The sequence below is a fragment of the Saccharopolyspora galaxeae genome, assembly GCF_016526145.1.
Lineage (GTDB): Bacteria > Actinomycetota > Actinomycetes > Mycobacteriales > Pseudonocardiaceae > Saccharopolyspora_C > Saccharopolyspora_C galaxeae.
This window is the reverse complement of record NZ_JADDUE010000001.1, coordinates 468,023-495,006: the sequence shown is the minus strand read 5'-3', so window position 1 is coordinate 495,006 and position 26,984 is coordinate 468,023. Positions and strand designations below refer to the sequence as shown.

General features: G+C 72.1%; 22 protein-coding genes. 2 read left to right on the top strand and 20 right to left on the bottom strand.

From position 1 onward, the window contains the following. Positions 1-105: 105 nt before the first annotated feature. The 11 genes from INP57_RS02250 to INP57_RS02200 form a co-directional block, all read right to left on the bottom strand. Entirely contained in the window at positions 106-972 is an 867-nt protein-coding gene (locus INP57_RS02250) for an ABC transporter ATP-binding protein (RefSeq protein WP_200068285.1), read from the bottom strand. Next, positions 969-2,045, bottom strand: coding sequence for a FecCD family ABC transporter permease (locus tag INP57_RS02245; protein ID WP_200068284.1), 1,077 nt, complete (start codon positions 2,043-2,045; stop codon positions 969-971). Before INP57_RS02245 ends, INP57_RS02250 begins: the two co-directional genes overlap by 4 nt. Next, positions 2,042-3,046, bottom strand: a complete 1,005-nt coding sequence (locus INP57_RS02240; RefSeq protein WP_200068691.1) for a FecCD family ABC transporter permease — start codon at positions 3,044-3,046, stop codon at positions 2,042-2,044. Before INP57_RS02240 ends, INP57_RS02245 begins: the two co-directional genes overlap by 4 nt. Positions 3,047-4,047: 1,001 nt before the next feature. After that, positions 4,048-4,401: a histone-like nucleoid-structuring protein Lsr2 gene (locus INP57_RS02235; RefSeq protein ID WP_200068690.1), complete on the bottom strand. Its 354-nt coding sequence runs from the start codon at positions 4,399-4,401 to the stop codon at positions 4,048-4,050. Positions 4,402-5,117: 716 nt separating this feature from the next. Then, entirely contained in the window at positions 5,118-5,915 is a 798-nt protein-coding gene (locus INP57_RS02230) for a type III pantothenate kinase (protein WP_200068283.1), read from the bottom strand. 57 nt (positions 5,916-5,972) lie between these two features. Next, a complete protein-coding gene (gene panD, locus INP57_RS02225; RefSeq protein ID WP_200068282.1) occupies positions 5,973-6,458 on the bottom strand; it encodes an aspartate 1-decarboxylase in 486 nt (161 codons plus the stop codon). A 53-nt stretch (positions 6,459-6,511) separates the two neighbouring features. Beyond that, positions 6,512-7,405, bottom strand: a complete 894-nt coding sequence (gene panC / locus INP57_RS02220) for a pantoate--beta-alanine ligase (RefSeq protein WP_200068281.1) — start codon at positions 7,403-7,405, stop codon at positions 6,512-6,514. Next, entirely contained in the window at positions 7,402-8,316 is a 915-nt protein-coding gene (locus INP57_RS02215) for a Rossmann-like and DUF2520 domain-containing protein (RefSeq protein ID WP_200068689.1), read from the bottom strand. The genes panC and INP57_RS02215 overlap by 4 nt, the downstream gene beginning before the upstream one ends. Before the next feature lie 210 nt (positions 8,317-8,526). Beyond that, the gene (locus INP57_RS02210) at positions 8,527-10,077 is read right to left on the bottom strand and encodes a PrsW family glutamic-type intramembrane protease (protein ID WP_307849859.1); all 1,551 of its coding nucleotides are present in this window, start codon (positions 10,075-10,077) and stop codon (positions 8,527-8,529) included. 134 nt (positions 10,078-10,211) lie between these two features. Further along, positions 10,212-11,432, bottom strand: a complete 1,221-nt coding sequence (locus tag INP57_RS02205; protein WP_233626600.1) for a DUF6779 domain-containing protein — start codon at positions 11,430-11,432, stop codon at positions 10,212-10,214. 135 nt (positions 11,433-11,567) lie between these two features. Next, on the bottom strand, positions 11,568-12,029 hold the full coding sequence (locus tag INP57_RS02200) for a DUF3180 domain-containing protein (RefSeq protein WP_200068280.1): 462 nt from the start codon (positions 12,027-12,029) through the stop codon (positions 11,568-11,570). Positions 12,030-12,150: 121 nt separating this feature from the next. On the opposite strand from INP57_RS02200, the gene INP57_RS02195 reads away from it, so the two are divergent. Next, on the top strand, positions 12,151-13,098 hold the full coding sequence (locus INP57_RS02195; protein ID WP_307849858.1) for a MerR family transcriptional regulator: 948 nt from the start codon (positions 12,151-12,153) through the stop codon (positions 13,096-13,098). Between the two features lie 224 nt (positions 13,099-13,322). On the opposite strand, the gene folK is transcribed toward INP57_RS02195, so the two are convergent. The 9 genes from folK to dacB all read right to left on the bottom strand — a co-directional run bounded on the left by folK (position 13,323) and on the right by dacB (position 26,175). Beyond that, entirely contained in the window at positions 13,323-13,826 is a 504-nt protein-coding gene (folK, locus tag INP57_RS02190; protein ID WP_200068278.1) for a 2-amino-4-hydroxy-6-hydroxymethyldihydropteridine diphosphokinase, read from the bottom strand. Between the two features lie 124 nt (positions 13,827-13,950). Then, positions 13,951-14,337: a dihydroneopterin aldolase gene (folB, locus tag INP57_RS02185; RefSeq protein WP_200068277.1), complete on the bottom strand. Its 387-nt coding sequence runs from the start codon at positions 14,335-14,337 to the stop codon at positions 13,951-13,953. Further along, positions 14,330-15,175, bottom strand: coding sequence for a dihydropteroate synthase (gene folP / locus INP57_RS02180; protein ID WP_200068276.1), 846 nt, complete (start codon positions 15,173-15,175; stop codon positions 14,330-14,332). Before folP ends, folB begins: the two co-directional genes overlap by 8 nt. Further along, positions 15,175-15,816 carry a GTP cyclohydrolase I FolE gene (gene folE, locus INP57_RS02175; RefSeq protein ID WP_295142362.1) on the bottom strand — a complete coding sequence of 214 codons (642 nt, stop codon included), beginning with the start codon at positions 15,814-15,816 and terminating at the stop codon, positions 15,175-15,177. Before folE ends, folP begins: the two co-directional genes overlap by 1 nt. Positions 15,817-15,925: 109 nt before the next feature. Beyond that, positions 15,926-18,487: an ATP-dependent zinc metalloprotease FtsH gene (gene ftsH, locus INP57_RS02170; protein WP_200068274.1), complete on the bottom strand. Its 2,562-nt coding sequence runs from the start codon at positions 18,485-18,487 to the stop codon at positions 15,926-15,928. Between the two features lie 224 nt (positions 18,488-18,711). Continuing rightward, on the bottom strand, positions 18,712-19,269 hold the full coding sequence (gene hpt, locus INP57_RS02165; protein WP_200068273.1) for a hypoxanthine phosphoribosyltransferase: 558 nt from the start codon (positions 19,267-19,269) through the stop codon (positions 18,712-18,714). A 33-nt stretch (positions 19,270-19,302) separates the two neighbouring features. Then, entirely contained in the window at positions 19,303-20,334 is a 1,032-nt protein-coding gene (tilS, locus tag INP57_RS02160; RefSeq protein ID WP_374220906.1) for a tRNA lysidine(34) synthetase TilS, read from the bottom strand. Positions 20,335-20,368: 34 nt separating this feature from the next. After that, the gene (locus INP57_RS02155; protein WP_255520732.1) at positions 20,369-21,466 is read right to left on the bottom strand and encodes an Rv3626c family coenzyme F420 biosynthesis-associated protein; all 1,098 of its coding nucleotides are present in this window, start codon (positions 21,464-21,466) and stop codon (positions 20,369-20,371) included. Between the two features lie 140 nt (positions 21,467-21,606). Next, on the bottom strand, positions 21,607-26,175 hold the full coding sequence (gene dacB / locus INP57_RS02150) for a D-alanyl-D-alanine carboxypeptidase/D-alanyl-D-alanine endopeptidase (protein WP_200068272.1): 4,569 nt from the start codon (positions 26,173-26,175) through the stop codon (positions 21,607-21,609). 274 nt (positions 26,176-26,449) lie between these two features. On the opposite strand from dacB, the gene INP57_RS02145 reads away from it, so the two are divergent. Further along, positions 26,450-26,941: an inorganic diphosphatase gene (locus INP57_RS02145; RefSeq protein ID WP_200068271.1), complete on the top strand. Its 492-nt coding sequence runs from the start codon at positions 26,450-26,452 to the stop codon at positions 26,939-26,941. Positions 26,942-26,984: the final 43 nt, after the last annotated feature.

Sequence of the window (26,984 nt, the reverse complement as noted above, 5' to 3'; positions counted from 1 at the left end):
CGAGCCGCTGTGCTGCGACATTCCGCCGGGGCAGGGCAATGGGGGCGGTGTCCGCTCACCGCGAACACGGCCGCTTTCCGCAGGTCGATTGCACTCGTTCGGGTGTCACCGACCGGTCTCGTTCGGCACGCTGGGCGTTTGCCGGCCGCCTACGGGCACCACCATCGGAGTACCCGCGACCGGGTCCGGAATCACCTTGGCGTTCAACCCGAAGACATCCGCCAGCAATTCCTCGGTGAGCACCTCGCCCGGCGCCCCCTCGGCCACGATCGCCCCGTCGCGCATCGCGACCAGCCGGTCCGCGTAGCGGGCGGCCAGGTTCAGGTCGTGCAGCACCATGACCACGGTCCGCCCGCTGTCGTCGTGCAGCCTGCCGATCAGGTCCAGCACCTCCACCTGATGCGAGAGGTCCAGGTACGTCGTGGGCTCGTCGAGCAGCAGCAGATCGGTGCCCTGCGCCAGCGCCATGGACAGCCAGGCGCGCTGCCGCTGGCCGCCGGAGAGCTCGTCGACCGCGCGCTCCGCCAGGTCGCCGATGCCGGTCAACGCCAGCGACTCGGCCACCGCCCGCTCGTCGTCCGAGGACCACTGCCGGTACCAGGACTGGTGCGGGTGCCTGCCGCGCGCGACCAGATCGGCCACCGTCAGCCCCTCCGGCGCCTGCGGCGACTGCGGCAGCAGGCCGAGCACGCGGGCGACCTCCTTGGTCGGCATCTTGTGGATCTGCTTGCCGTCCAGCAGCACCTGCCCGCTCTTCGGCGGCAGCAGCCGCGCCAGCGCGCGCAGCAGGGTCGACTTGCCGCAGCCGTTCGGCCCGATCACGGCCGAGATCGTGCCGTCCGGCACGTCGATGTCGAGGCCGTCCACGACGACCCGTTCGCCGTAGGCCAGCCGCAGCCCGCGGCCGCGCAACCGCTGGTCGGCTGCGGAGCCGGTGAGCGGCTGGGTGGGTGTGGACACGGGTGAGGTCATGCGTGGTCCTCCCGGTACCGACGGACGAGCAGGTAGATCAGGTATGGGGCGCCCAGGATCGCGGTCACGATGCCGACCGGGAGTTCCATGGCGCCGAAGGCGGTCCGGGACAGCAGGTCGGCCACGACCACCAGCACCGCGCCGAACACCAGCGATGCGACCAGGGGTGGTCGTGCCGCCCGCGCCATCCGCATCGCGATCTGCGGCGCTGCGAGCGCCACGAACTGCACCGGTCCCGCGGCTGCGGTCGCGACCGAGGCCAGCACGACCGAAGCCAGCAGCAGCGCGCCCCGCGCCAGGTCGGTCCGCACGCCCAGCCCGCGGACGGTGTCGTCGTCGAACTGCAACGCCCCGAGCACGTGCGCGCCGAGCAGCGCCAGCGGCAGCAGCACCGCCAGCGCGATCGCCGTCGGCACCACGTGCTCCCAGCCGCGCGCGTTGAGGCTGCCGGTCAGCCACACCATCGCGCGCCCCGCGTCGTTGACGTCGCCGACGGTCAGCAGCCAGTACGTGGCGTTTCCGGCCAACGCGGAGACGCCCACGCCGACCAGCACGATCCGGTAGGAGTCGACGCCCTGGCGATAGGCCAGCAGGTAGATCGCCAGCCCGGCGAGCAGTCCGCCGATCAGCGCGACCACCGGCAGGCCGATCGCCGAAGCCGCGCCGAGCCCGCTGCCGAGCACGATCATCGTGGTCGCCGCCAGCCCCGCGCCCGAGGTGATGCCCAGCATGTCCGGACTGGCCAGCGGGTTGCGCGCGACCGCCTGGGTGATCGCGCCCGCCAGCCCGAGCGCTGCGCCGACCAGCAGGCCGGTCAGCGCCCGCGGCATCCGCAGCGTGAACACGATGAGCTGATCCGCGCGGTCACCGCCGCCGAACAACGTCGCCAGCACCTGACCCGGGCTGATCGGGTACGTCCCGATGGCGACGTCTAGCACCAGCCCGGCGAGCAGCACCACGAGCCCGCCGAACAGCACCAGCAGTGGCCGGGCGCGCAGCACTCCGGACAGCGGACCGACCCGCACCGGCGAGCGGCCGGGTACCCGCTTGGGGCTCTCGAGTAGCTGAGTCACAGCCGCACCAGCCTCCTGCGCCGCACCAGCGCGATGAAGAACGGGGCGCCGACCATCGCGAGCATCACTCCGACCTGCACCTCGGCGGGCCGCGCGACCAGCCGGCCCACGACGTCCGCGAGCAGCACCAGGGAAGCGCCCAGCAACGCGGAGAACGGCAGCAGCCAGCGGTGATCGGAACCGGTGAAGAACCGCGCGATGTGCGGCACGACGAGCCCGACGAAGCTGATCGGCCCGCACACCGCCGCCGCACCGCCGACCAGCACTGCGATCGCGAGCAGCCCGAGCCGGCGGGTCCACTCGACGCGGTGGCCCAGCCCGCGGGCCACGTCGTCGCCCAGCGACAGCGCGTTGAGCCCGGAAGCGTTCGCCAACGCCAGCACCATCCCGGCCACCAGGAACGGCGCCACCTGCCAGAGCACGCCGGGGTCGGTGATCGCGATCGAGCCGACCTTCCAGAACCGGTAGGTGTCCAGGCTCTCCTGATCGGTCAGCACCAGCGCCGAGGTCAACGCCTGCAGCAGAGCGCTGATCGCCATGCCCGCCAGCGCGAGCGTCACGGGTGTCGACCCGCCGCGGCCCATCGAGCCGATGGCGAACACGGCGATCGCACCGAGCAGCGCGCCGACGAACGCGAACCAGATGTAGCCGTAGAGGCTGCTGATGCCGAACGAGTACACCGCGAGCACCACCGCGAGCGCGGCGCCCTGGGTGATGCCGAGGATGCCGGGGTCGGCGATCGGGTTGCGGGTGTGGCCCTGCATCAACGCGCCGGCCAGGCCGAGCGCGGCACCGGCCAGCACGCCGACCAGCGTCCGGGGCAGCCGGAGCTGCTGCACGATCAGATCGTTCTCCGCGCCCGCGGGCGCGATCAGCGCCTGCCAGACGTCGCCGAGCGGGATGGACTTCGCCCCGGCCGCGACGCTGAGCAGGCAGCTCACCACGAGCACGCCGAGCAGCACCGCCAACCCGAGCAGCCGCCGCCTGCGCCGGGAACCCAGCCGCGCGGCCGCGGGTGCGGATCCCCGCTCAGAGCCGTCAGCAGAGCCGTTTGCCGGGCCGCCTGCTGGGCCGCCTGCCGGGCCGTCGGGTGGGCCGTCGGCGGTGCCCGCGGCGGTCGCGCCGCTCCCGCTTGGTCTCAAAGCGTCCACTCCCAGCTCGTCCGGCTCGTTCCGGCACCCAAGTTAGGTTAGGCCGTCCTAAGGCTAGCCGACCGGTCCGGCGAAGCCGACCGTTTTCCTTCGAGCCGGAGCATCCGGACACCTCACACCGGGCGCTGGTCCCGGCACCGGGCGTGCGACCGACGGGAAGCGGGCGCGGGTTTCCGCGCGGTGCGCTGTTTTTCCACTCGGCACGCACGGTGCCGTTTCATGCGCCGCGCGCGACGCCGTTCGGCGAACCGCGCGCACTGCGCTCGCTGCCGCATATCGGTTTGCTCTGTCCGGCAGAACGAGGCACGACCGCTGCGGCAATCTTGCGGCGAACGGGTCAGCACGGTGCAAAAAATCCGCTGCCCGCGAGCCGGAACGCAGCGCGCGAACATCCGAACCGCTCGTTTCGCGACCCGCGGGCGACCGCGGGCGGACGCGGAAAGAAACCGGCGAGTTCGGATGCGAAACGACCACCGACGCCGCGGCGACGCGCGGTGAGAAGTTGCGAGCCGAGAACATTCGGCGCACGCCCGCATCGGCAGGCACCAAACGAGCGGCGGAACGCCGAACATCCGGATAGCCGAACAGCACTCGGCACCGCACACCCGAACACCGAAAGTGACAATCCGATCAACGGCCGATGCCTGCGCGGCGCCCGCGGATTCGACACCGACCGGCAATCCCGCGGCGCTCGCGCGAACCGGGCGAGCACTCCCGGTCACTTCTCGATCCCACGCGCCCGCGAAACAACGCGCCGGAGTCGTGATCGGTATCCGCCCGAGCCGCGAACAACCGGCGCACAACGATCAGGGGGCGCCGGGATCACCCGGCGCCCCCTGATCGCGACTGCTTCAGTTCGCCTTGTGGTATTGGTCGACGATGTCGGCGGGGATGCGGCCCCGGTCCGAGACCTTCAGGCCGCGCTTGCGCGCCCATTCCCGAATCGCCTGGTTCTGCTCCCGGTCCGCGCTGGTGGAACCGCTCGAGGAGCGCCCGCTCGAGGACGGCCGCGGGCCGGGCTTCTTGCGCCCACCGGCCCGCCGGGCGCTGGAGACGTAGCCGGACAGCGCGTCGCGCAACTCGCTCGCATTGTCGTTGGAAAGGTCGATCTGGTACGAGACGCCGTCCAGCGCGAACTCGACTGTTTCATCGGCCTGTCCGCCGTCCAGATCGTCGACAAGCGTGACCGTGACCTTCTGCGCCATGGTGGCAATCCTCCCCGGAGTTTGTGCGATAAACCTGATGACGACACCTGGCGCCGTGACCTGGACAGGCGGCCCGGACTCCGCACCGGGACTCTCCCACCGAGCCGCTGGCTGGGCGCTATTGCCGAACTGCTCCACCCGACCTTCCCGTTCCGGCGCACTCGGGGTGCGCCGACCGGGCCACCGGACTCCGGCGGCGGTTGCCCGGAAGTGACTCGCAAGCGGTCCTTCTTCGGGCGGTGCCACCGAGCCGGCGATGAAGTTCGACAGCGCACAACCGAGTTGAACAATCGCCTTCCGGTTGGAGCGTTCGCCGAAGCCGTCATCGGCCGTATCGAAGCTGCCGTCGCAGCTGTCATAGGAGCCGTCACCGAACATTGTCACGGTCAGGTTAGCGCAGCGACTCGGCAAACGCACTCACCCCGCCGAGGAAAATCCTAGGGGACTCCCCGGATCGGGTCATTCCGGGCGAGCTCTCCGAAGCGGATCGAGCCGATACCCACTCGTCGCACCGCATGGTCTCCGGTACTGCCATTCCTGCACCGCCGACGGCATTCCGCACTCCGCGGCAAGCAGAAAGCACGCACTCACCGGGCCGCGACCTCGCCCGCAGCCGAACTTCCCGATGACCGCACCGGTTCCGCGTGGCAAGCGTCGGACTATCCCTCACGAGTAACGAGCGCGGTGCGGGATACCGATTTCGCAGCGGCGCCGGATCAGCGGAAGTTGCGGTCGTAGACCAACCGCAGCCCGAGCAGCGTCAGATCCGGCACGTGCTGGGTGATCGTTCGCGATTCGGCGACGACCAGTGGCGCGAGACCACCGGTGGCCAGCACCGTCGTCGGGCCGCCGTGGGTGGATTCCAGTTCCGCCACGATCTGCTCCACCAGCCCGTCGACCTGACCCGCGAAACCGAACAGGATCCCGGATTGCAGGCACTCCACGGTGTTCTTGCCGATCACCGAGCGGGGCCGGGTGAGTTCGACCTTGCGCAGCTGCGCGGCGCGGGAGGCCAGCGCGTCCAACGAGATCTCCACACCGGGCGCGAACGCGCCGCCGAGGAACTCCCCTTTCGACGAGATCACATCGACGTTCGTGGACGTACCGAAATCCACCACCACGCAGTTCGTGGAATGCAGGTGGTGCGCGGCCAAGGTGTTGATGACCCGGTCCGCGCCGACCTCCTTCGGGTTGTCCACCAGCAGCGGAACCCCGGTGCGCACACCCGGTTCCACCACGACTCGCGGCACCTCGTCCCAATAGCGGCCGAGCATCACGCGCAGTTCGCGCAGCAACGCGGGAACCGTGGACAACGCGGAGATGCCGGTTATCCCGTCGGCGTGCGAGCCGAGCAGACCGCGCACGGTCAGCGCGAGCTCGTCAGCCGTCATCCGCGGTTCGGTCCGCATCCGCCAGTCCCGCACCAGCCCGCCGTCCGCGCGATCCGCCCCGTCCGCTTCGTCGTAGAGGCCGAGGGTGATGTTGGTGTTGCCGACGTCCAGGGCGAGCAGCACCGGCTTCCTTCCTTCCAGATTTCGCCGCGGGGCGGGCTTCGGGGCGGGTCCGGCCGGTCAGGCTTCGGGACGGGCCAGCAGCGCGTCGAGGCGCGTGGCGTCGTCGGTCTCGGCGGGCGCCGCGGAATCCGCCGGTTCGACGGCGCTGGTGGCGAGCCCGGAACCTGCCGGGGCGGAACCCGGATCGGCGCCGCGTTCGACCACCGCGTTGTCCGCGTCGACGAAGACCACGTTGGCCTCGCGGCTGCGCGCCTCCGCCTCGTCCATCACCCCGTAGGCGATCAGGATGACCAGGTCACCGGGCTCGACCAGGTGCGCGGCCGCGCCGTTGATGCCGAGCACTCCGGACCCGCGCGCACCGGTGATCACGTAGGTCTCCAGCCGCGCCCCGTTGGTCACGTCGACGATCGTGACCTGCTCGCCCGCCAGCAGGTCGGCGGCGTCCATCAGGTCCGCGTCCACCGTGACGGATCCGACGTAGTGCAGGTCCGACCGGGTCACCGTGGCCCGGTGGATCTTCGACTTGAGCATCGTGCGGAACATCGGGACAGCTCCCCTTCATCCACCGCCGCAGCGGTCCGGCACCGGCCGCGGCGTCACTGGGAGCCCAGCACCACGAGCGCGTTGTCGATCAACCTGGTGGTGCCGACCTTCGCCGCCACCAGCAGCCGGGCTTCTCCGGACTCCGGTGCGGGCCCGAGTTCGGTGTCCCGCAGCTCCAGGTAGTCCGGCTGCACGAGCGGTTCCGCGTCGAGCACCTCGCGCGCGGCGGCGACCACCGCCGACGCCCCGGAACGACCCGCGTGCGCACCGGCGGCCATCGCCGCGGACAGCGCGAGCGCGGCGCGGCGCTGCTGCTCGTCCAAGTAGCCGTTGCGCGAGGACAGGGCCAGCCCGTCGGCGTTGCGCACGGTCGGCACGCCCTGGATACCGGTGTCGAAGTTCAGCTCCCTGGCCATCCGGCGGATCAACACCAGCTGCTGGTAGTCCTTCTCGCCGAACAGCGCGTAGTCCGGGCGCACGATGCCGAGCAGCTTCGCGACCACGGTCAGCACCCCGTCGAAGTGGCCGGGCCTGCTGGCGCCTTCGAGCTGTTCGCCGATGGATCCCGCGGTGACGCCGATCTGCGGGTCCGGGCCGTACATCTGCGCCGGTTCCGGTGCCAGCACGAGCTCGGCGCCTTCCGCGCGGCAGACCTCCAGATCGGCTTCCTGCGAACGCGGGTAGCGGTCGAAGTCCTCGCCCGGCCCGAACTGCAGCGGGTTCACGAAGATCGACACGACGGCCACCGAGTTCGGCACCTTGCGCGCCGCGCGGATCAGCTCGACGTGCCCGGCGTGCAGCGCGCCCATCGTCGGCACCAGCACGACCTGCCGCCCCGTCGCGCGCAGCGCCCGCGTGACCTTCGCCAGCTCGGCGGGCATGCGGTGCACGGTGAGCTCTCGCGGCGTGAAACCGGGGCCTGCACCAACGCTGTTCGCTGTGGTCATCGCTGCTCCTCGTCCAGCACGTCGGTCACTTCGGAAGCCGAGTGCCGGTCCAGCAACCCGGCCTGCTCGGCGCGCGCCGCGGTGCGGCGGGCCAGCTCCGCGTAGCCGGCGGAGACCTCCGGCGCGGACTCGCGCAGTTCGGCGAGGTGCGCCCGGACCGTGCCGGTGTCGCCCCGCGAAACCGGGCCGGTCAGCCCCTTGTCGCCGAAGCGCAGCGCGTTGTCCAGCGAGGCCGACAGGATCGGCGCCAGCACTCGTTCCGGGATCTCGACACCCGCGCCGCGCAGCAGGTCCGAGCACTCGTTGATCAGGGTGATCAGGTGGTTCGCGCCGTGCGAGAGCGCGGTGTGGTACAGCCGCCGGGCCTGCTCGGGCACCCGCACCGGTTCCGCGCCGAGTTCGAGCGCGAGCACTTCGCCGACGTTCCAGGAGGCTTCGTCCGCCCCGGCGGCGGTGACGGCCGCGCAGGCGCTCGCCAACCGCTCGACGTCCTCGGGTCGGCCGGTGAACGTCATCGCCGGGTGCAGCGCCAGCGGCAGCACGCCGACCTCCGCTGCGGGTTCGAGCACGGCGACGCCGTGCGCGCCGCAGGTGTGCACCAAGATCTGCCCGGAGCGCAGCGAGCCGGTGGCGACCAGGCCGCGCACCAGACCGGCGAGCACGTCGTCGGGCACCGCGAGCAGCACCAGATCGGCGGAGTTCGCGACCTCGTCGGGCGGGCGCACCGGAACTTGCGGCAGCAGCTCCTCGGCGCGGCGCAGCGACGCGGCGGAAACACCGGAGACCGCGACGACCTCGTGCCCGGCGCGCTGGAACGCTGCTCCCAGCACGGCGCCCACTCGGCCCGCGGAGATCACGCCGACCCGTAGCCGCGGGCCGTCGCCCCGGCGGGCCGGACGCCCGGCAGACATCGCCACGTCGTCCTCCCTACCTGTTCCAGTCCCGAACCGGGTACCGGACAGCAGCGCGAGAGTAGCCCGCGCGATGCGGTGCGCGGACAGGCGGGTGGGCAGGATTACGCGGGCGGTTCGGCCGGGCCGGGGCGATCAGGCCGCCGGGGCGGGAGCGTTGCCGCGTCCGCGTCGTGCCGGTGGTGCGGTCCCTCCGAGCTGCCGGACGGACTAGCCCGGGCGGTGCTGATCCGGCGGCGGGTTCGGGTGCGGCCGGTTCGGCGGGTGCTGACCCGGCGGGGATTGCGGAGGCCTGTGCTGCGGACCGTGGGGCTGCGCGTTCGGCGGATCGTGCGGGTTGCGCACCGGCTGGCCGGGTGCGGGCCGCGCGCCCGGGGGCGGGCCCGGCTGGGGCGGGGGCTGCTGGTGCGGGGCTTGCTGGTGCGGGGCTTGCTGGTGCGGGGCTTGCTGATTCGGCCCCTGCTGATTCGGCCGGGCCGCCCGGCCCGCCTGATTCGCGTCCTCCTGCGCGTCGTCCGGAACCGTCGGCCACACCGCCGGGCGCCGCACGCTCTGCGTCAGCTCGTGGATCTTGACCCGAGCGGTCTGGAACCCCTCCCGCGACCCGACGGCCTCCCGCCGGGCGGCCTTGAGCTCCTCGATCAGCTGCTCCCGCCGCGCGCGGCGCACCGCACTGGTGGTGCGCCCCTCGGCCGCGCGGTGCTGCAGGAACGCCAACTCGGTCACCGCGATCTGGTAGTCCCGCACCGCCTTCGCGGCATCCGCGCCCGCGCTGCGGCGCACTTTGCGCAACCAGCCCTGTCGGCCCGCCAGCGAAGCCAGCATCTCCACCTCGCTGCGCACGATCAGCCCGGCCCGCTGCAGCACCGGCAGCTGGTCCACGACGATCCGCTGCTCCCGCTTGCGCTGCCAGACGATCAGCCAGCCGGTGCCCGCGAAGATCGGCACCATGATCAGGAAGTACATGTTCAGGAAGCCCGTACCGCTGAGCAGCGTCGAAGCGTTCCAAGCCGCGTGCAGCACCACCGCGCCGAGGTAGCCCAGCAACGGCCACAGCACGCGCCGCCGGTTGTCGGCGGTGCGCGAGGCCAGCCCGATGCCGATGCCGACCATCGCGCTGAACAGCGGGTGCGAGAACGGCGCGAGCACGCCGCGCAGGATGAACACCGCGACCACCCCGCCCGTGGCGTTGCCCAGGCCGCCCTCCGCGAACGCCTTGCCGAAGTACAGGATGTTCTCGGTGAACGCGAAGCCCGCCGCGGTCAGGCTCGCGTAGACGATGCCGTCGACCAGGCCGTTGAACTCCGAGCGCCGCCGGAACCACAGCGCCACCACGAACAGCGCCTTGGCGCCCTCCTCCACCAGCGGGGCCATCAGCGCGCGCTCGAAGAAGACGTGCCTGCTGGGGCCGAACAGCAGCTCACCGAGCCCGACCACCGAGTCGTTGAGCAGCAACGAGCACGCCGTGGCACCACCCGCGCCCCACAGGAACGCGCCGAGCATGAGCAGCGGCGGCTCCGGTTCCCAGCGGTCGATCCACACGATGGCGGCGAACACGACGCCCACCGGGATCAACGCCGCCAACGCGCCGACCAGCGCGGGCAGCGCACCGACCCGGGAGGTGGCCACGCCGACCATCACCAGACCGACCACGCCGAGCACCAGCAGACCGGCCACCGGCAGACCGACCGCGGAATGCTTGCGGGTCTGCAGCCTGCGCGCACCGGAGAGGTCGGGACCGGGAAGATCAGGATGGGACACGCCCGAAACCTTAGAACGCGGCCGGGCCGCCCGGGACCGCCCGGGCGGCGATCTGCGCGCTGACCGGTCCGGCAAAATCGTCGCAACGCCTCGGCGAAGCGTTCAGGGCGATGCGGGTGGGCAGGCCGCGCGGCTCAGTCGCTGCGGCGACGACGGCGCTTCGACGCGGAGCCGCGCGAATCGCCGTAGGCGGCGAGCAGGTCGGTGACCGAAGTGCCCTCGGTGTGCGCTCCGGCCGCGTTCGACGGATCCGCTTCTTGCGGCTCGGCCGGTTGCTGCGGCTTCGCCGGTGCTCCAGCGGGATTCCCCGGTGCTGCTGCGGAGGTTTCCGGTGGCCCTGAGTGGTGTTGCGCAGGCGGGGCGGAGTTTTGCGGCGCCGCCGCGCGGTCCTGCGTCGACGCCGGGGAACTTTCTGGTGCCGCAGCGCTTTTCGATTGCACGGCAGGTTGTTCGGCCGTCATGGCCGGATTGCCCACCCCGGCCTGCTGGGGATGCCCGCCGGTTGCCTGCGCACCAGCGGCCGGCGTCGGCTGGTGCGCGGCGGCGCGCCCGGTCGCGGCGGGGTTGCCCGCGAGAGCCTCCTGCACATCGGTGCCGCCGTTCACCGGGATCTCCCCGGTCCGGCTCGCCGGGTGCTCCCGCGGCCGCTGGATCGGCGGTTGCGGCTGCTGCGCGGGCCACGCGCCCTGCGCGACGTTGCGCGGTTTCCGCGGTTCCGGCTGCCGGGGCGCGGGTCTGCCCTGCTGCGGACGGGACTTGCGCGGACGCGGCTGGCGCGGCGGTTGCTGCTCGCCCACGTGCGGATCCACCTGGCCCTGCACACCGGTGGAGAGCTTGCCGCGGCCGTCGCCGTGCTGGATCACCCGCGGCTGGTTCCCGGTGCCGCCGTGCTCGGCCAGCGAGCGCAGCCGGGTGGACTCCGCGCGCAGCGCGACCCGCTCGAACAGCACGTCGCCGCCGAGCACCTTCTCCAGGTTCTCCCGCAGCGACTGCAGCTCCGCCTTCAACGCCTGGATCTCGGTGTCGGACTGCTCGGCGGCCTTGCGCCGGGCGTCGGCTTCGGCCTCGGCCTCGAACTCACGGCGAGCGGCGATCTCGCGCTCCAGCTCCAGCTCGTAGATCCGCTGCCGCTCGTCGGAGCGCTCCGCCTCGGCCGCGACCTTGGCGCGCAGCTTGGCCACCGCGAACGCGCCGAGCAGCGCCGCCCACAGCGCCGCCACCAAGCCCAGTTTGAGCACCCGCGAGTCGTCGCTGAGCACCATCACCGCGGCCGCCGCGGCGGCGAGCACGACCGTGCCGATCCACAGCGCCGAGGTGTGTCGAGGCGCGTGTTCGGGGCGGCCGGAGCTGGTCATGTCCGCACGGTACCCGGCGGTTATCTGTTCGAGATCCGCAGGGAACCGACCGCTCGGCATGTTCCGCGGCGCGCACCAGTGCCATACCTCCGGACGGCCGAGCCGTTGTTTTCCGCGTGAGAGAAACCCGCGGAGTCACTCCTCGTCGTCGTGCTCTTCGGGGTCGTCCGGATTGCGCAGGCAGTGCTCCAGCCACAACCCGGCCGCCACCAGCAGCGCCGCGCTCACCAGCCCGATGACGGCCGCCGGGGTGTCCGAGGCCGCGGCCTGCACTTCGCCGCGCATCGGCAGCAGGAAGCCGAGCAGGCCGAGCCACACCCCGCCCATGATCGCGCCGGCCATCGAGGAAGCCTTCGCCAGCGCGACCGCGCGCGCCGCGGTCAGCGAATCCACCGGCTCGGTACCGGACTTGCGCAGGATCCGCGGCCGCATGGTGCTGGCCAGGATCACGTCGACGATCGCGACCAGCAGCAACGTCGCGCCCGCGAGCGCGGGCAGCCGCGGCAGTCCGCCATAGGCTGCGCGGCAGCCCAGGTACGCCAGCGCACCCGCCACGACGGCGGCGATGACGAGGTGCCGGATCTGGGTGAAGCTCATCCGCTCTTGCTGCCGAGGTGCCACCGGACCAGCATCCCACCGCGCGGCCCCGTGCCCGCCACGCCCCGCAGCGGAAATCGGGCTTGCACTTCCAGCGGCTGGAAGGCGGAAGGTGACCGGCGTGGACGACGACCAGCGCTACAGCATCGGAGAGCTCAGCCGCCGCACGGGCCTGAGCGCCAAGACGATCCGGTTCTACTCCGACGAGGGCCTGGTCCCGCCCACCGACCGCACCTCCGCGGGCCACCGCCGCTACGACGTGACCGCGATGGCCCGGCTCGAACTGGTGCGCACGTTGCGCGACCTCGGTGCCGGTCTCGGCGAGGTACGCCGCGTGCTGGCCGCCGAGACGGATCTGCCGTCGCTGGCGCAGCGGCAGCTTCAGCTGGTGGAGGAGCAGTTGCGGCGGCTGCGGACGCGGCGGGCCGTGCTGCGCGCGGTCGTCCGGGAGCAGAAGACGACCGAAGAGGTGAGGCTCATGCACAAGCTCGCGCAGATGTCGGACGGCGAGCGCGACCGGCTGATCGACGAGTTCTGGGACTACACGATCAGCGGGCTGGACATCGACGAGGAATTCGCCGAGTGGATGCGTTCGGCGAAACCCCGGTTGCCGGACGACCCGAATCCCGCGCAGGTCGAAGCGTGGGTGGAACTGGCCGAGCTGATCAACGACCAGAGCTTCCGCGCCGCGGTGCGGGAGATGTGGCGCCGGCAGGCCGAGCGGATGGCGGCGGGCGACGAGGTTCCCGTGCAGACCCCGGACCAGGCGGCGCAGTGGTGGTCGCTGCACGACGACGTCAACGCGGCCGAGCAGGCGGGCACGGCGCCGGACTCGGCTCGTGGCCGGGAGCTAGCCGAGCGGGCCGCCCGGACCTACGCCGAGCAGCTCGGCACCGCCGACTCGCCGCAGGTCCGCGGCGAGCTGGCGGAGTTCCTGGCGCAGCCGGTCGACGAGCGGATGTCGCGCTACTGGGAGCTGCTGGCGATCATCAACGACTGGCCCGCGCACCCGACCAGGCAGGCCGGGATGCACTGGCTCGCCGCCGCGGTGCGCGGCACGCTGGATTGATCCACTCTGGACTGATCCCTGCTGAGCCTGATCCGCGCTCGCCCTCCCGCCGACACGCCCGCCCACCCGCCGAACGGTGCACTTGCACCCGGAGTGAACGACCTCTTCGCCCTACAAGACTGGGCGAACGGTCCGTTCACTCATTGCGGAAATCGCAGCAGAGCGCCGGTTTCCGGGCGTGTCGGCGCAGCGCGGAGCTCGGGTCGGAGCGAACAGGCGGTTCTTCAGCGCGGAATGCGCAGCGCGAGGTCCGGGCGAGCACGCACTGCTTCGAGGTCGGCAGCGGGCAAGGCATCGCGCAGCGCCGCGACCCGACCGCGCCCGGGCAGCACCGCCTCCGGCTCGACCGCGAGCCACGGGATCAGCACCGTCGCCCGGCTCGGCGTTCCGGGATGCGGCAGCAGCAGGTCCGGGTGCTCGCTGCGCACCCCGTCCACGGCGACGACGTCGACGTCCAGCGTGCGCGGACCCCAGCGTTGCTCGCGGATCCGTTCCGCAGCCCGTTCCAGCTCTTGAGCGCGCCGCAGCCAACCCCATTCGTCCACATCGGACGACTGCACCACGAGCACCGCGTTGAGGAAGTCCGGCTGATCGGTCACGCCCCACGGTTCGGTCTCGAACACCGGTGAGGCCGCCACCAGGACGTCGGCGAACCCGTCCACGGCCAGCTGCAGGAAACCCAGCCGGTCCCCCAGATTCGACCCGAGCGAGAGCACCGCCCTGCTCATCCGCACCCTCCCGCCAGATCAAGCTCGCCGATCGCTGTCACGCCGCCCCGATGTCGTGCAGCTCGATCGATCGCAGAGAGCCGCGGTCGCTCCCACGAAGCAGACCATCTCGCCGCGAACCAGCTCAGGGCGAGTTGCCGCCCCGGCCACCGCGCCGCGAACGGCGGATCGTCACCGCCACGTCCGCGAACGTCAACGGGATCGGGGCGGACGGCTTGTGGATCGTCACCTCCGCGGCGTGCGCGGCGTGCTCGGCCATGATGCCGTCGGCGATCTCCGCGGCCACGGTCTCGATCAGATCCCGCGAGGGACCGCCCACGACGTCCGCCGCGCGCTGCGCCAGCTCGCCGTAGTTCAGCGTCTGCGCCAGGTCGTCGTCCGCCGCGGCACCCGCCAAGTCGGCCCACACGGTGATGTCGACGGAGAACTCGTGCCCGTCGCGCTTCTCCTGGTCGTAGACCCCGTGCCTGCCGTGCACCCGCAGCCCGGTCAACGTGATCCGGTCAGCCAACGGTCCTCCCCGCTCGCCACGCCGCGGCCACCGCGACCGCGTCCAACGAACTCACCACGTCGTGCACCCGGACCGCCCACGCGCCGCGGTCCGCGGCCAGCGCCGAAACCGCCGCCGTCGCGGTCTCCCGCCCAGTGGGCGGGCGCGGCGTGCCGTCCGGATCGGCCAGCAGCTTGCCGAGGAACCGCTTGCGGGCAGCGCCCACCAGCACCGGGAACCCGAGCTGCACGAACTCGCCGAGGTCGTGCAGCAGCGCCCAGTCGTGCTCCCCGGTCTTGGCGAAGCCGAGCCCCGGGTCGAGCACGATCGCCTCCTCCCGGACACCGGCCCGCACCGCCGCGTCCACCTGCCGCAGCAGTTCGGAACGCACCTCGGCGACCACGTCGGTGTAGTTCGCCAGCGAATTCATGTCCCGGCTGTGCCCGCGCCAGTGCATCAGCACCCACGGCAACCCGGTCTCCGCGGCGACCCGCGCCATGTCCGGGTCCGCCAGCCCGCCGGAAACGTCGTTGATCATCGCGGCACCGGCCTTCGCGGTGGCCTCCGCGACCTGCGCACGCGTGGTGTCCACGCTCACCGGCACACCGGCCGCGACCAGCTCGGTCACCACCGGAAGCACCCGATCGGCCTCGGTGCCGGGATCGACCCGCGCCGATCCCGGCCGGGTGGACTCGCCACCGACGTCGATGATGTCCGCGCCCGCCCGGTGCATCTCGATGCCGTGCTCGATCGCGGCCGCGCGGTCCAGGTAGCGCCCGCCGTCCGAGAACGAATCCGGCGTCACGTTCAACACGCCCAGCACGGCGCACCGGCCGGGGCGGGGCAGCTCGACGACCATCAGTTCCCCCTGATCAACGCCAGGGCCTCGGACCGCGACGAAGCCGACGTGCGGAACACGCCGCGCACCGCCGAAGTGGTCGTGGTCGACCCGGCCTTGCGCACGCCGCGCATCCCCATGCACAGGTGCTCGGCGTCGACCACCACGATCACGCCGCGCGGTTCGAGTTTGCGCACCAGGGCGTCGGCGACCTGCGAAGTCAGCCGCTCCTGCACCTGCGGGCGCTTCGCGTACAGATCCACCAGCCGGGCCAGCTTGGACAGCCCGGTCACCCGGCCCTTCTCGTTCGGGATGTAGCCGATGTGCGCGACCCCGTGGAACGGCAGCAGATGGTGCTCGCACTGCGAGTACATCGGGATGTCGCGCACCAGCACGAGTTCCTCGTGCGCTTCGTCGAAGGTGCGGTCGAGCACCTCGTCCGGGTCGGTGTAGAGGCCCGCGAACAGTTCCTGGTACGCCCGCGCCACCCGGGACGGGGTTTCCCGCAGGCCCTCCCGGTCCGGGTCCTCACCGGCGGCGAGCAGCAGTTCCCGGATCGCCGCCTGCGCCCGCTCGTGGTCGAAGCGGGGGTGTTCGAACGTCGTCGCGGACGGCCGGAAGTCGTCCTCCGACCCGGCTTGCTCACCGAGACTGCTGATCACTGGTCGTTCCTCCACCGGTTCGGCCGCACCGATGGGGGCACCGGCGTGCGGTGCCCCCATCGGCGTTGCTCGTGCACCGGCTCGATTCCTCGACGCGCGGCCGTCGTGCTCAGCGGGACGTGCCGCCGCCGCCCGATTCGTCTCCCCGGTCCGTCCGGTTCGGGTCCTCGCCCGCGGGCGGGGACTGCGCCGAGTTCTGCTCGGTCCCGGACCGGTCGGCCTGGTCCTGCGCACCCGAAGCGTTCTGGCCTTCGGCCGCGCCTGGCTGCTGGTTCCCCGGCTGCTGGCTGCCGGACTGCTGGCTGGCCGGCTGCTGGGGCTGTTGCCCGCCGTACTGCTCACCCGGACCGGCCGTGGGCTGCTGGCGTTCCCAGGACGGAACCCACTGGTAGGGCTGCTGCTGTCCAGCCGGCTGCTGCCCGCCCGGCGCGACACCGCCGGACGCCGTGGCCGGGCTCCACCCGGGCGGAGCGCCGTAGTTCGGCGGCACGCCGTGCGGCAGCTGCTGGCCCTGCGGAGGCTGGCCCTGCTGCGGGTAATGCCCGCCCTGCGGTTGCTGCCCCTGCTGGTACTGGCCGCCCTGCGGGTACTGGCCCTGCTGCGGGTTCGGGAACTGGACGGTCCCCTGATTCTGCTGGTCGTACTGCTGGTTCTGCTGCGCACCCGGGACCGCGCCCGCGGGCACCGAACCGTTCTGCTGACCGGCACTGACCGGCGTGGGCTCGGCCTCCGGCGGGGGCCACGGCTCGCCGCGCTCGATCGCCTGCTCGCCAGGGGTCTTGATCGGCGGCTTCTCCGACGGGGTGCGCCCGCCGAAGTCGTTGAACGCGGTGATCCGCGGCCGCTTCTCCACCCGGGAGAAGATCCGCTCCAGGTCCTTGCGGACCAGCGTCTCCTTCTCCAGGACCTCCATCACGAGGTCGTCGAGGACGTCGCGGTAGGTGTTGAGCACCTCCCACGCCTCGGTGTGCGCGGCCTCGATGAGCTTGCGCACCTCCTCGTCGATCTCGTGCGCGACCTCCAGCGAGTAGTTCGGCTGCTGCCCGGCGGAGCGGCCCAGGAACGGGTCGCCCTCCTCCTTGCCGTACTTGACCGCGCCGAGGCGGGCGGTCATGCCGTACTCGGTGACCATCGCGCGGGCGATCTTGGTCGCCTGCTCGATGTCGCTGGAGGCACCGGTGGTCGGCTCGTGGAACACCAGCTCCTCGGCGGAGCGTCCGCCGAGCGCGAAGACCAGCCGCCCGATCATCTCCGAGCGGGTCATCATGTCCTTGTCGTCCTCGGGAACGACCAAGGCGTGCCCACCGGTCCGGCCGCGCGGCAGGATCGTGAGCTTGTAGACCGGCTCCACGTCCGGCATCGCCCACGCGGCGAGTGCGTGCCCGCCCTCGTGATAAGCGGTGATCTTCTTGTCCCGCTCTGAAATGATCTTGCTCTTGCGCCGCGGGCCGCCGATCACGCGGTCCACCGACTCCTCCAGGGCGGCGGCGGTGATCAGCTGGCCGTTCTCCCTGGCGGTGAGCAGCGCGGCCTCGTTGACCACGTTCTCCAGGTCCGCGCCGGAGAACCCGACGGTGCGCTTGGCCAGGCCTTCCATGTCCGCGTCCCCGGCGAGCGGCTTGCCCTTGGAGTGCACGCCCAGGATCGCGCGGCGGCCCCGCAGGTCCGGCGCCGAAACCGGGATCTGCCGGTCGAACCGGCCCGGCCGCAGCAGCGCCGGGTCCAGGATGTCCGGGCGGTTCGTCGCCGCGATCAGGATGATCCCGCCGCGGGAGTCGAACCCGTCCATCTCCACCAGCAGCTGGTTGAGCGTCTGCTCCCGCTCGTCGTGCCCGCCGCCGAGCCCGGCGCCGCGCTGGCGGCCGACCGCGTCGATCTCGTCGACGAACACGATGCACGGCGCGTTCTGCTTGGCCTGCTCGAACAGGTCGCGGACGCGGGAGGCGCCGACACCGACGAACATCTCCACGAAGTCCGAACCGGAGATCGAGTAGAACGGCACGCCCGCCTCGCCGGCGACGGCCCGCGCCAGCAGCGTCTTACCGGTGCCGGGCGGCCCGTAGAGCAGCACGCCCTTCGGGATCTTCGCGCCGAGCGCCTGGTAGCGCGCCGGGTAGGAGAGGAAGTCCTTGATCTCGTGCAGCTCTTCGACGGCCTCGTCGGCACCGGCGACGTCGCCGAACAGCGTCTTGGGCATGTCCTTGGTGAGCTGCTTGGCCTTGGACTTGCCGAAGTTCAACACCCGGTTGCCGCCGCCCTGGACGTTGTTCATCATCCACATCAGCAGCAGCACCAGCAGGCCGATCGGCACCAGGTAGATCAGCATCTGCATCCAGAGCGAATCCTGGGTGACCTGGGTGTTCCAGCTGCCGACGCCGGCCTGGCGGATCTCGTTGACCACCGCGTCGGTGGAGCCCGCGGGGTACTGGGTCGTCAGCATCGAGCTGCCGTCGAAGCTCTGGCCGGGCTTCATGGTCAGCAGCACGCGCTGTTCTTTGTCCTGGATGGTCGCTTCGGAGACCTTGCCTTCGGAGATCTGCTGAAGCGCTTGGGAGGTGGAGACCGGGTGGTAGCCCCGGGTCTCGTCCATGATCACGCTGAGGCCCCACATCAGCGCGAACACCGCCAGGATCCAAAGCAGCGGGTTACGGAGCAGGCGCTTTCGGTCCATTCACTTGCGGCCGACGGATTCGGCCTCGACCCTCCCTGACTTCACCTCGGGCAACGGCACCGGTGAACGGCGCACGCACGAACCGTCGCCGCCGTCAACCCCCTCGAACCAGCGTACCGGCCGCCACGAGTGCGCGACCACGCCGCGAGCCGTGCAGTCAGACCAGCCTACTCTTGGCCGGAACCGGATCTTTCGCGCGGCCGTTCCCGCCCGCCGGTGCGGCTTCACAGCCCCGAGGTGTAGACCTTCGGGTCCAAGGAGCCGATGTAGGGCAGGTCGCGGTAGCGCTCGGCGAAGTCCAGCCCGTAGCCCACGACGAACTCGTTCGGGATGTCGAACCCGACGTAGCGGACCGGCACGTCCACCTGCACCGCGTCCGGCTTGCGCAGCAGCGTGCACACCTCCAGGGAGGCGGGGTTGCGCGAAGCCAGGTTCTTCAGCAGCCAGGACAGCGTCAGCCCGGAGTCGATGATGTCCTCCACGATCAGCACCTGGCGGCCCGCGATGTCCCGGTCCAGGTCCTTGAGGATCCGCACCACGCCGGACGACGAGGTCGAGGAGCCGTACGAGCTGACCGCCATAAACTCCAGCTGGGCGGGCTGCGGCAGCGCCCGCGCCAGGTCGGTCATGACCATCACCGCACCCTTGAGCACTCCCACCAGCAGCAGGTCCCCGCCCGGGGCGTCCCGGTAGTCCTCGGAGATCTGCTTGGCCAACTCGGCCGTCTTGTCCTTGATCTGCTGCTCGGTGATGAGCACTGAAGCGATGTCGCCGTCGTACACGGCCCGGCTTCCCCTCTCCTGTTGGGCGCACGTTCACCCGCCGCTCAACCGTTCGGCGGTTCCTCGTCCACCACGTTCCACCTGAAGCCTGCCATGCGTCCGGCGCAGCACAAAGTTGCCCGGCAGAGCGTGACCACCCTGTCCCCGCCAGTCACCGATCAGGGCGTCCGCGGACCGCAGATGGGCGTCCGAGAGCTCGGCGACGCCCTGCTGCAGCAACCAACCGCGCAGCACCCGGCGCCGCACCGCGGGCGGTTCGGCTGCCAGCGCCGTCGCGTCGAGCGCGCCCGCGAGCTCGACCCGGCCGCGCACTCGTGCCGCGACCGCGTCCAGCGCGTCCACGTCCTCGCGCAGCTGGCGGGCCGTGCGGGCCAACGCCGGTGCGACGCCGCCCTGCAGCACTTCCTCCAGCAGCGGGAGCACTTCCCCGCGCAGCCGGACGCGGGTGAACCTGCCGTCGCTGTTGTGCGGGTCCTGCCACGGCACCAGGCCGAGTTCGGCGCAGGAACGGGCCGTGGTCTCCCTGGTGATCTCCAGCAGCGGCCGCGCCCAGGGTTCGTCCCACGCGCGCATCCCGGCCAGCGAACGAGCTCCCGAACCGCGTCCCAATCCCAGCAGCACCGTCTCGGCCTGATCGTCCAGCGTGTGCCCGAGCAGCACCATCGACCCGTCCGGCCGCGCCCGCTCCAGCGCCTCGTACCGCGCGCGTCGAGCGGCGGCCTCCGTGCCGCCTGCACCGCTCACCCGCACCGGCAGTACTTGCACGTCCGGGAAATCCAGTGCCCGCAACTGGTCGGCAGCCGTCGAAGCCACCTCTGCGGATTCCTCCTGCAACCCGTGGTCCACGACCACTCCGCGCAGCGAGCGACCTTCGCGGGCCGCCACGTGCGAAGCAGCGGCGGCGAGCGCGAGCGAGTCGGCGCCACCGGAACACGCCACCACCAGCGGGGCCGCGTTTCCGGCCGCGGCGAGAAAGCGGCGCAGCGCCGTTCGCACGGCCAGAGTCGCCTGGCCTGCGAAGCGGCTGGCGCCGTCGGCCGCGGGGCCGGGGAACGCGGAGGTCACGACAACATTGTGCGGGGCGCGGCGACAGCCGCTGTCAGCCGTGCACGCGGCGCAGCCACGACGGCGGATCCGAGATCTCGGCGCGCGTCGGCAGCTGCTCCGGCGACGTCCACACCGCGTTGAACCCGTCCATGCCCACCTCGCGCACGACGTGCCGGGTGAACGCCGCACCCTCCGCGTACTGCCGCATCTTCGCGTCCACCCCGAGCAGGCTGCGCAGCAGCCGGTCCAGCAATCCGCCACCGTTGCGGCGCTCGGTGAACCTGCGGCGGATGGTGGCCACGCTGGGCACCACCTCCGGCCCGACGGCGTCCATCACGTGATCGGCGTGGCCTTCCAGCAGCGTGGACAGCGCGAGGATCCGGTCCAGCGCCGCCCGCTGCTCAGGCCCCTGCAGCAGCTCGACCACGCCGAGCATCCCCGGGCTCGACTCCGCCCCGGCCCGTGGCCCGCGCAGCACCGACGGCAACCGCCGCAGCAGCTCGACCAGCGACGAGTCCATGTCCGAGAGCAGCACCCCGAGACTCTGCGCGAAGTGCTCCCGCAGCCACGGAACCGCGTTGAACTGCAGCCGGTGCGTCGACTCGTGCAGGCACACCCACATCACGAAGTCGTCCGCGGGCACGTCCAACGCCCGCTGCGCGGCCACGATGTTCGGCGCCACCAGCAGCAGCTGCCCGGGACGCGTGCCGCGGGAACTCGGCAGGAACGGGTCGTACTGCCCGAGGACCTTCGTGCCCAGGTACGACAGCACGAGTCCGGTTTGCAGCCCGGCGCCGCGCGCACCGAGTCCGCTGAGCAGATCAGCGCCGAGCGCGCCGGGACGACCGGCCGAGCGCAGCGCCACACCGGTCAACTCGGACAGCCCGTGCGCGGCCGCGCGCACCCATTCCGGCCGGTCGACCACATCGCCCTGCAACACCGGCAGGTCCAGGCCCAAGCCGGTCAGTTCGCGCACGTGCGACTCCGCCGCGACGCTGGCCCGCCGCAGATCGCGCACCGCGCGGTCCGCTTCCTGCCGAGGCACGTCCGGGCCGCTGGACATCAGCCGGGCCGCGGTCGCCGCGGCCAGGTCCCAATCCAGCGTGCGATCCGCTCCGGTCGAGCCGTTGTCGGGAGTGCTCGGCGGCAAAGTGGCGGATCGCGAAGTCACAGCACCGACCGTACCCCCGGTGCCCTGCGCACCGACACTTCCGCGCGCTGCGCAGCGACATTCCACGTGCAGGGCACGGACACTCCCACGTGCAGCGCACGGAACCCGCGCGGAGCCGCTCAGCGGCAGCCGCACTCCCGCAACGCGGAGGCGACCTTGTCCAGCGCGGGACGCAGCACGCCGGAGCTTCCGGTGTGGTTGGACATGAACGCGAACACCAGCAACCGGCCGTCCCGGGTGACCACCGACCCGGCCAAGCCGTTCGCCCCGTCCAGCGTGCCGGTCTTCGCCCGGACCCATCCGCGACCGGAGCTGTCCGCGTACCGGTCGCCGAGGCTGCCGGAACCGCCCGCCACCGGCAGCCCGGTCAGCAGCTCGCGCAGCTTCGCCGACTTGTCCGACGCCCCGCCGGTCGAGCCGGAACCGCCGTTCGCGTTCGCCCCGCCGGTCGAGTTCGCCGCGGCCAGCAGGTTGCCGAGCACCTTCGGCGGGATCTTGTCGTTGGTGGACAACCCGCTGCTGTCGTCCATCCGCACGCCGGTCAGGTCGAAACCGTTGCGCTGCAGCACTTCGCGCACCGCCTGGGTGGCGCCGGCGAACGACGGCTCCTTGCCGTTCTTGATGGCGACTTCCCTGCCGAGCGCTTCGGCCAGCACGTTGTCCGAGTGCAGCAGGGTCGTCTCGACCATCTTGCGCACCGTCGGCGATTCGACCTGGCCGAGGCTCTGCGCGTTCGGCCCGGCGCTGGCCTCCGAGACCGCCGAGGACGGCAGCCCGAGCAGCTTCGCGAGCTCCTGCCCCGTCTGCTGCGCCGGGGTTTCGGTGCGGGGGCTGTAGTCCTCCTTCGGATTCTTCCGCCCGCCGTCGAGCATCACCGGCTCCATCGGCGACATCTGCCCGCCCGCGATGTCCGTCGGCAGCCAGCCGGGCGCCAGCTTCGGGCCCTTGTAGCGGCTGTTGTCGACCTTGACCGAGGTGACCTGCCCACCGGTCGCCGCCCGCACCTGCGCGGCCAGATCGGCGAGGTGCGCCGCGCCCGGGTACACCGACTCGTCCCCCGCGGGCAGGCTGGAGAGCGTGGGGTCGCCACCGCCGACGAGCACCACGCTGCCCGGTTCCGACCCGCGCACCACCTTGGTGGTGAACCGCGACTCGTGGTCGAGCGTGAGCATCGCCGCGCTCATCGTCAGCAGCTTGCCGGTGGAGGCGGGCGTCAGCGGTTGCGACGCCCCGCGGTCCCACAGCGTGCGGCCGGTCGCCGGATCGAGCACCACACCGCCGAACGGCGCCAGCACCGGGTTCGAGGCCGGGCCGTTCAGCGCCGCGTCCAGCGCGGCCGAAGCCGGTTCCGGAGCCGAGGAGCCGACCGGCTTGATCGACGGGCTCAACCGCACCGGCGCAGGCGGATCGGCGATCTGCGCGGCGGAAATGCCGTCGATCGCGGCGGGCACGCCGATCGCGGCGCCGACGCCGAGCACCACCACGACCGCCACGGCCAGCACGCCGCGGAACCGCTTCCGGCGCGGTTCCTCCGCAGCGGGCTCGGCTGGTTCGGCGGGTTCGGCGTGGAGGTCCGGCTCGTGCTCGGCGGGCGTCACCCGCTGCGGCGCCGCCCGGTACGGCCCGGGCGCTTGGGACGGCGCACCCGCGAAGTCCTGCGGGTGCGCCGATCGCGGCGCTGCGGCGGGCGGTGCCTGCCTGGCCTGCGGCGACGGGAAGTGGTGCGGCTGAGCGGCCGGCGGCGCAGGCGGCCCTGGCCGCGGCGGTGCGCTGAAGTCCGGGATGCGGAACTGCTGGGTGGTCTCGGTGTCCGAGGGCGCCTCGACCGGTTCGGGCGCTGGCGGGACGACCGGTATCCGGGTCGTCGCAGGCCCGCCGTCGTCGTTCCGGTCCGCGGCGGAACCCTGCTCGGTGGGCCGCTGCTCGGTGGGCCCGCCTTCCTGCCTGGCCACCTCGCGTTCCAGGTCGGCGACGCTGAACTGCTGGGTGTCCTCGATCGGCTTCAGCTGCTGCGTCCGCTCGACGTCGGAGGGCGGCGGCGCCTCCCGCAGCGGACCGCTCGCGAGCCCACCGCCGCGGGTGCCGATCGGGTCCGAACCGGAGTCCGCGGAGAAGGCGGAATCGACCGGTTCCTCCGGCGCGGGCGGCGCGGTGTCCGCACCGGGGAACGACGGGTCCGCTGCGGGCGTGCCTGCGGAGCCGGGGGCGATCGGGACGTCGATGCGCTGCTGCTCGGCGGTGGCCCACTCGCCTTCATCGGGCGTCGCCCCGGTCTGGTCGACCTCCGGTGCGGTCGCGGCGGGCGCGGGCGGCGAGGTGTCCTCGCGCTGCGCGGTGTCCGCTGGCGCGTCGATGTCGTCGAGATCGATGCGGCCGGTGGCTTGGCCGGTGAAGCCGGGCTGGGAGCCGTCTTCCCCCGTCGGAGTCTCGTCGTGCTCGGGCGCGGCTGCCGCTGAACCGGCGGCATCATCGGCCGGGACCGAGTCGACCGCGGTGGGATCCGCAGCAGGCTCATCCGCGAGCGGCTCGGCCGCCGCTGCAGCGCCTTCGGCCGGGACCGACTCGGCCGCTGTGGTCGGCTCGGTGAACGGGGCTGGCTCGGTGAACGGGGCTGGGTCGGTGAACGGGGCTGGGTCGGTAAACGGGGCCGACTCGGCATCCGCACCGCGCTCGACCGCTGCCGAGTCGCCCACGACCGGATCGGCCGCGGTTGGATCGACCTCCGCTGGCTCGGCCGGCGCGGAGTCCGCGTCGCGTTCGCCCGCCACCGGCTCGGTCGCGGCAGGAACCTCGTCCTGCTCGACCGTCTCGAACCGGCCGGTCACCTGCGTGGCGGACTCGTCGGTCTCCTCCCGATCCGAAACCGAGCCGTCCTCGGCGCCCTCCCCGGCATCCTCGTCGACGACCTCGAACTTCCCGGTCGCCTGCCCGTCCGGGTCGGCGGTACCGGTGATCTGCTGAGTTCCCGCGCTGCTACCGGCCGCTCGGGGCAACTCCGCCGCTGCTTGTTCGTCGGAGGCGCCGAGCGGTCCGGTCGCCTGCGCGTCTTCGTCAGGCCCGTCGGGTTCGGCGTTCGGAGCTCGAACCGCCTGCTCGGGTTCTGCAGCCGCGTCCGGCCGCTCGTCCGAGGACCGGCCGGTGTCCTCGCCGTCCTGGTCGGCGCGGTCGGGATCAGCGTCATCCTGGCTGGCACCGTGCTGGTCGTCGCTGTCTTGACCAGAGCGGTCCCGGCCGTCGCCGTCCTGTTCGTCTCGGCCCTGATCCGCGCGGCCCTGATCGGCGTTCTCCTGATCGGCGCGTCCCTGACCAGCACTTACCTGATCGGAACCTTCCTGGTCGGCGCGGTCCGGATCAGCACCGCCCGCGCTGACACCGTCCGCGTCGGCGGAGTCCTCGGCCGCCACCCCGTCCGCGGAGCGCTCGGGCGCACGATCGATCCGCCCCGTCGCGAAGCGCGCAGTGGCCCGGCCGGAGCCCTCGGCCGCTCGTCGATCGGTCGGCCCCTGCTCGGCGGTCCGGACACCGCCGGTCGCCGCGCTGCTCGGGCCTGCCGGGTCCTGCTCGCCGGTCGCCGGATCGACCGGCCCGGTCTCCGCGTCCTGCCCGGTGCCGGATTCCTGCTCGGCAGCCCCGGAATTCCGGTCCACCGTCCCGAACCGACCGGTCACCTCTTCCGGGCCGGCACCGCCCTCGGCACTCCGGCCGGAATCGGCGTCCACCTCGGGTGAAGCCCGGGACCGGCTGCCGTCGGCCGTCGCGTCCCGCTCGTCTTCGCCGGTGTCCGGCTGCCCGTTGCTCCGCTCCTCGGTTCCGCTCTCCGCCGGGCTCGCCACCTGGTCCACCGCCTGGCCCGCCCAGCCGGATGCACGCTGCGGCTCCGCGGCTTCCGCGGCGGGCGCTTCAGCAGCCGTCGAGTCGGACCGCGCGCCCGCTTCCTCGGACGAACCGCGCGTTTCCCCCACGCCGGAATCGTCGTCCGCGGCATCGGATTCCACGGCATCGGATTCGGGGACATCGGATTCGGGCGCCGAGACATCCTCGTCGGCAGCTACCTGCCCGTCCTGATCCGCCGTCCGGGCCACGGCCTCCTCGGACGAACCCGCGCGGTCGTCATCCGCCGCGTCTGATCCCTCGGAGCTCGCACGCGCACCGGAGTCCTCCTCGGCCCCGGCGTCATCAGTGGGCAGTTCGCCGACCATCGGCGCCGCGAACGCACCACGACGCTGCGCGGAACTCGGCGCCGAGGTAGCGCCGAACAGCCCAGAACCCGCCTGCCAACCGGAAAAATCCTGCGCAGCGGCCTGCCGCTGGGCGCTGTCCGTGCCGGAATCCGCCGCAGCATCCGACGAACGCTCCGCGGACCCGGCGGCTTCGTCGTGCGAGGAACCTTCCGATCGCCCGGTCTCGTCCGGCTGCTCCGATCCTTGACCGTCCGCGAGATCTCCGGAAACCCGCGTGCCACCGCCGTTGTCCGCCCCGCCGCGCACGTCCCCCGCGAGCGTCTTGGCGCCGGCCGACCGGCCACCCGGCTCCGGCTCGCCGGACGGCGAGCGCTGCTCCGGGCGCGTGGTGTCCGCGTCCGCGCTCGCCTGGTCCCCGGCCCCCGTCTTCGACGTTCGCGCGGAGTCCGAGTGCTGCTCGCGATCGGGATCGGACACCTCACCCCGGATGCTGTGGGGTTCGGGCACGGGCTCCTCCTCGACGGGTGGACAGATTGCCAGATGCGAGCTGCCGCACTGCGGTGGGGCCGGGCGCGCGGCCGTGGTCCACACTAGACGTGGTCGTGCCGCGGCACGGGCGGCCGCTGTCGACTCGTCGGGCCTGGTGGCCTGCGAGGTGGCACCGCGCAGTGCCCGGCAGGCGCGCCGCGGGCCGGACGCCGACCGGCGTGGCAGCGGCGGGCCGCAACCGGTCGGGCGAGAGTCTCGACGAGCAAGCTGGCGAGAACGAGTGAGGAACCGCGTGGAGTTCGACGTCCTTATCGAAATCCCCAAGGGGAGCCGGAACAAGTACGAAGTGGACCACAAGACGGGCCGGATCCGGCTGGACCGCACGTTGTTCACCGCAACCCAGTACCCGGCCGACTACGGCTACGTGGAGCACACCCTCGGCGAGGACGGGGACCCGCTGGACGCGCTGGTGCTGGTGCAGGAACCGACGTTCCCCGGCTGCCTAATCACCGCCCGCGCGGTCGGCATGTTCCGCATGCGGGACGAGAAGGGCGGCGATGACAAGCTCATCTGCGTGCCCTCGGACGACCCGCGCCAGGAGCACCTGCGCGACATCCACCACCTGGCGGAGTTCTACAAGCTGGAGATCCAGCACTTCTTCGAGGTCTACAAGGATCTGGAGCCGGGCAAGAGCGTGGAGGGCGCCACCTGGGTCGGCCGGACCGAGGCGGAGGAGGAGATCCACCGCTCCTACCGGCGCGCCAAGGAGCACGGCGAGCACTGAACCGCGCTCGCACCGAAGGCCCTCACCTCGCCGGGGTGAGGGC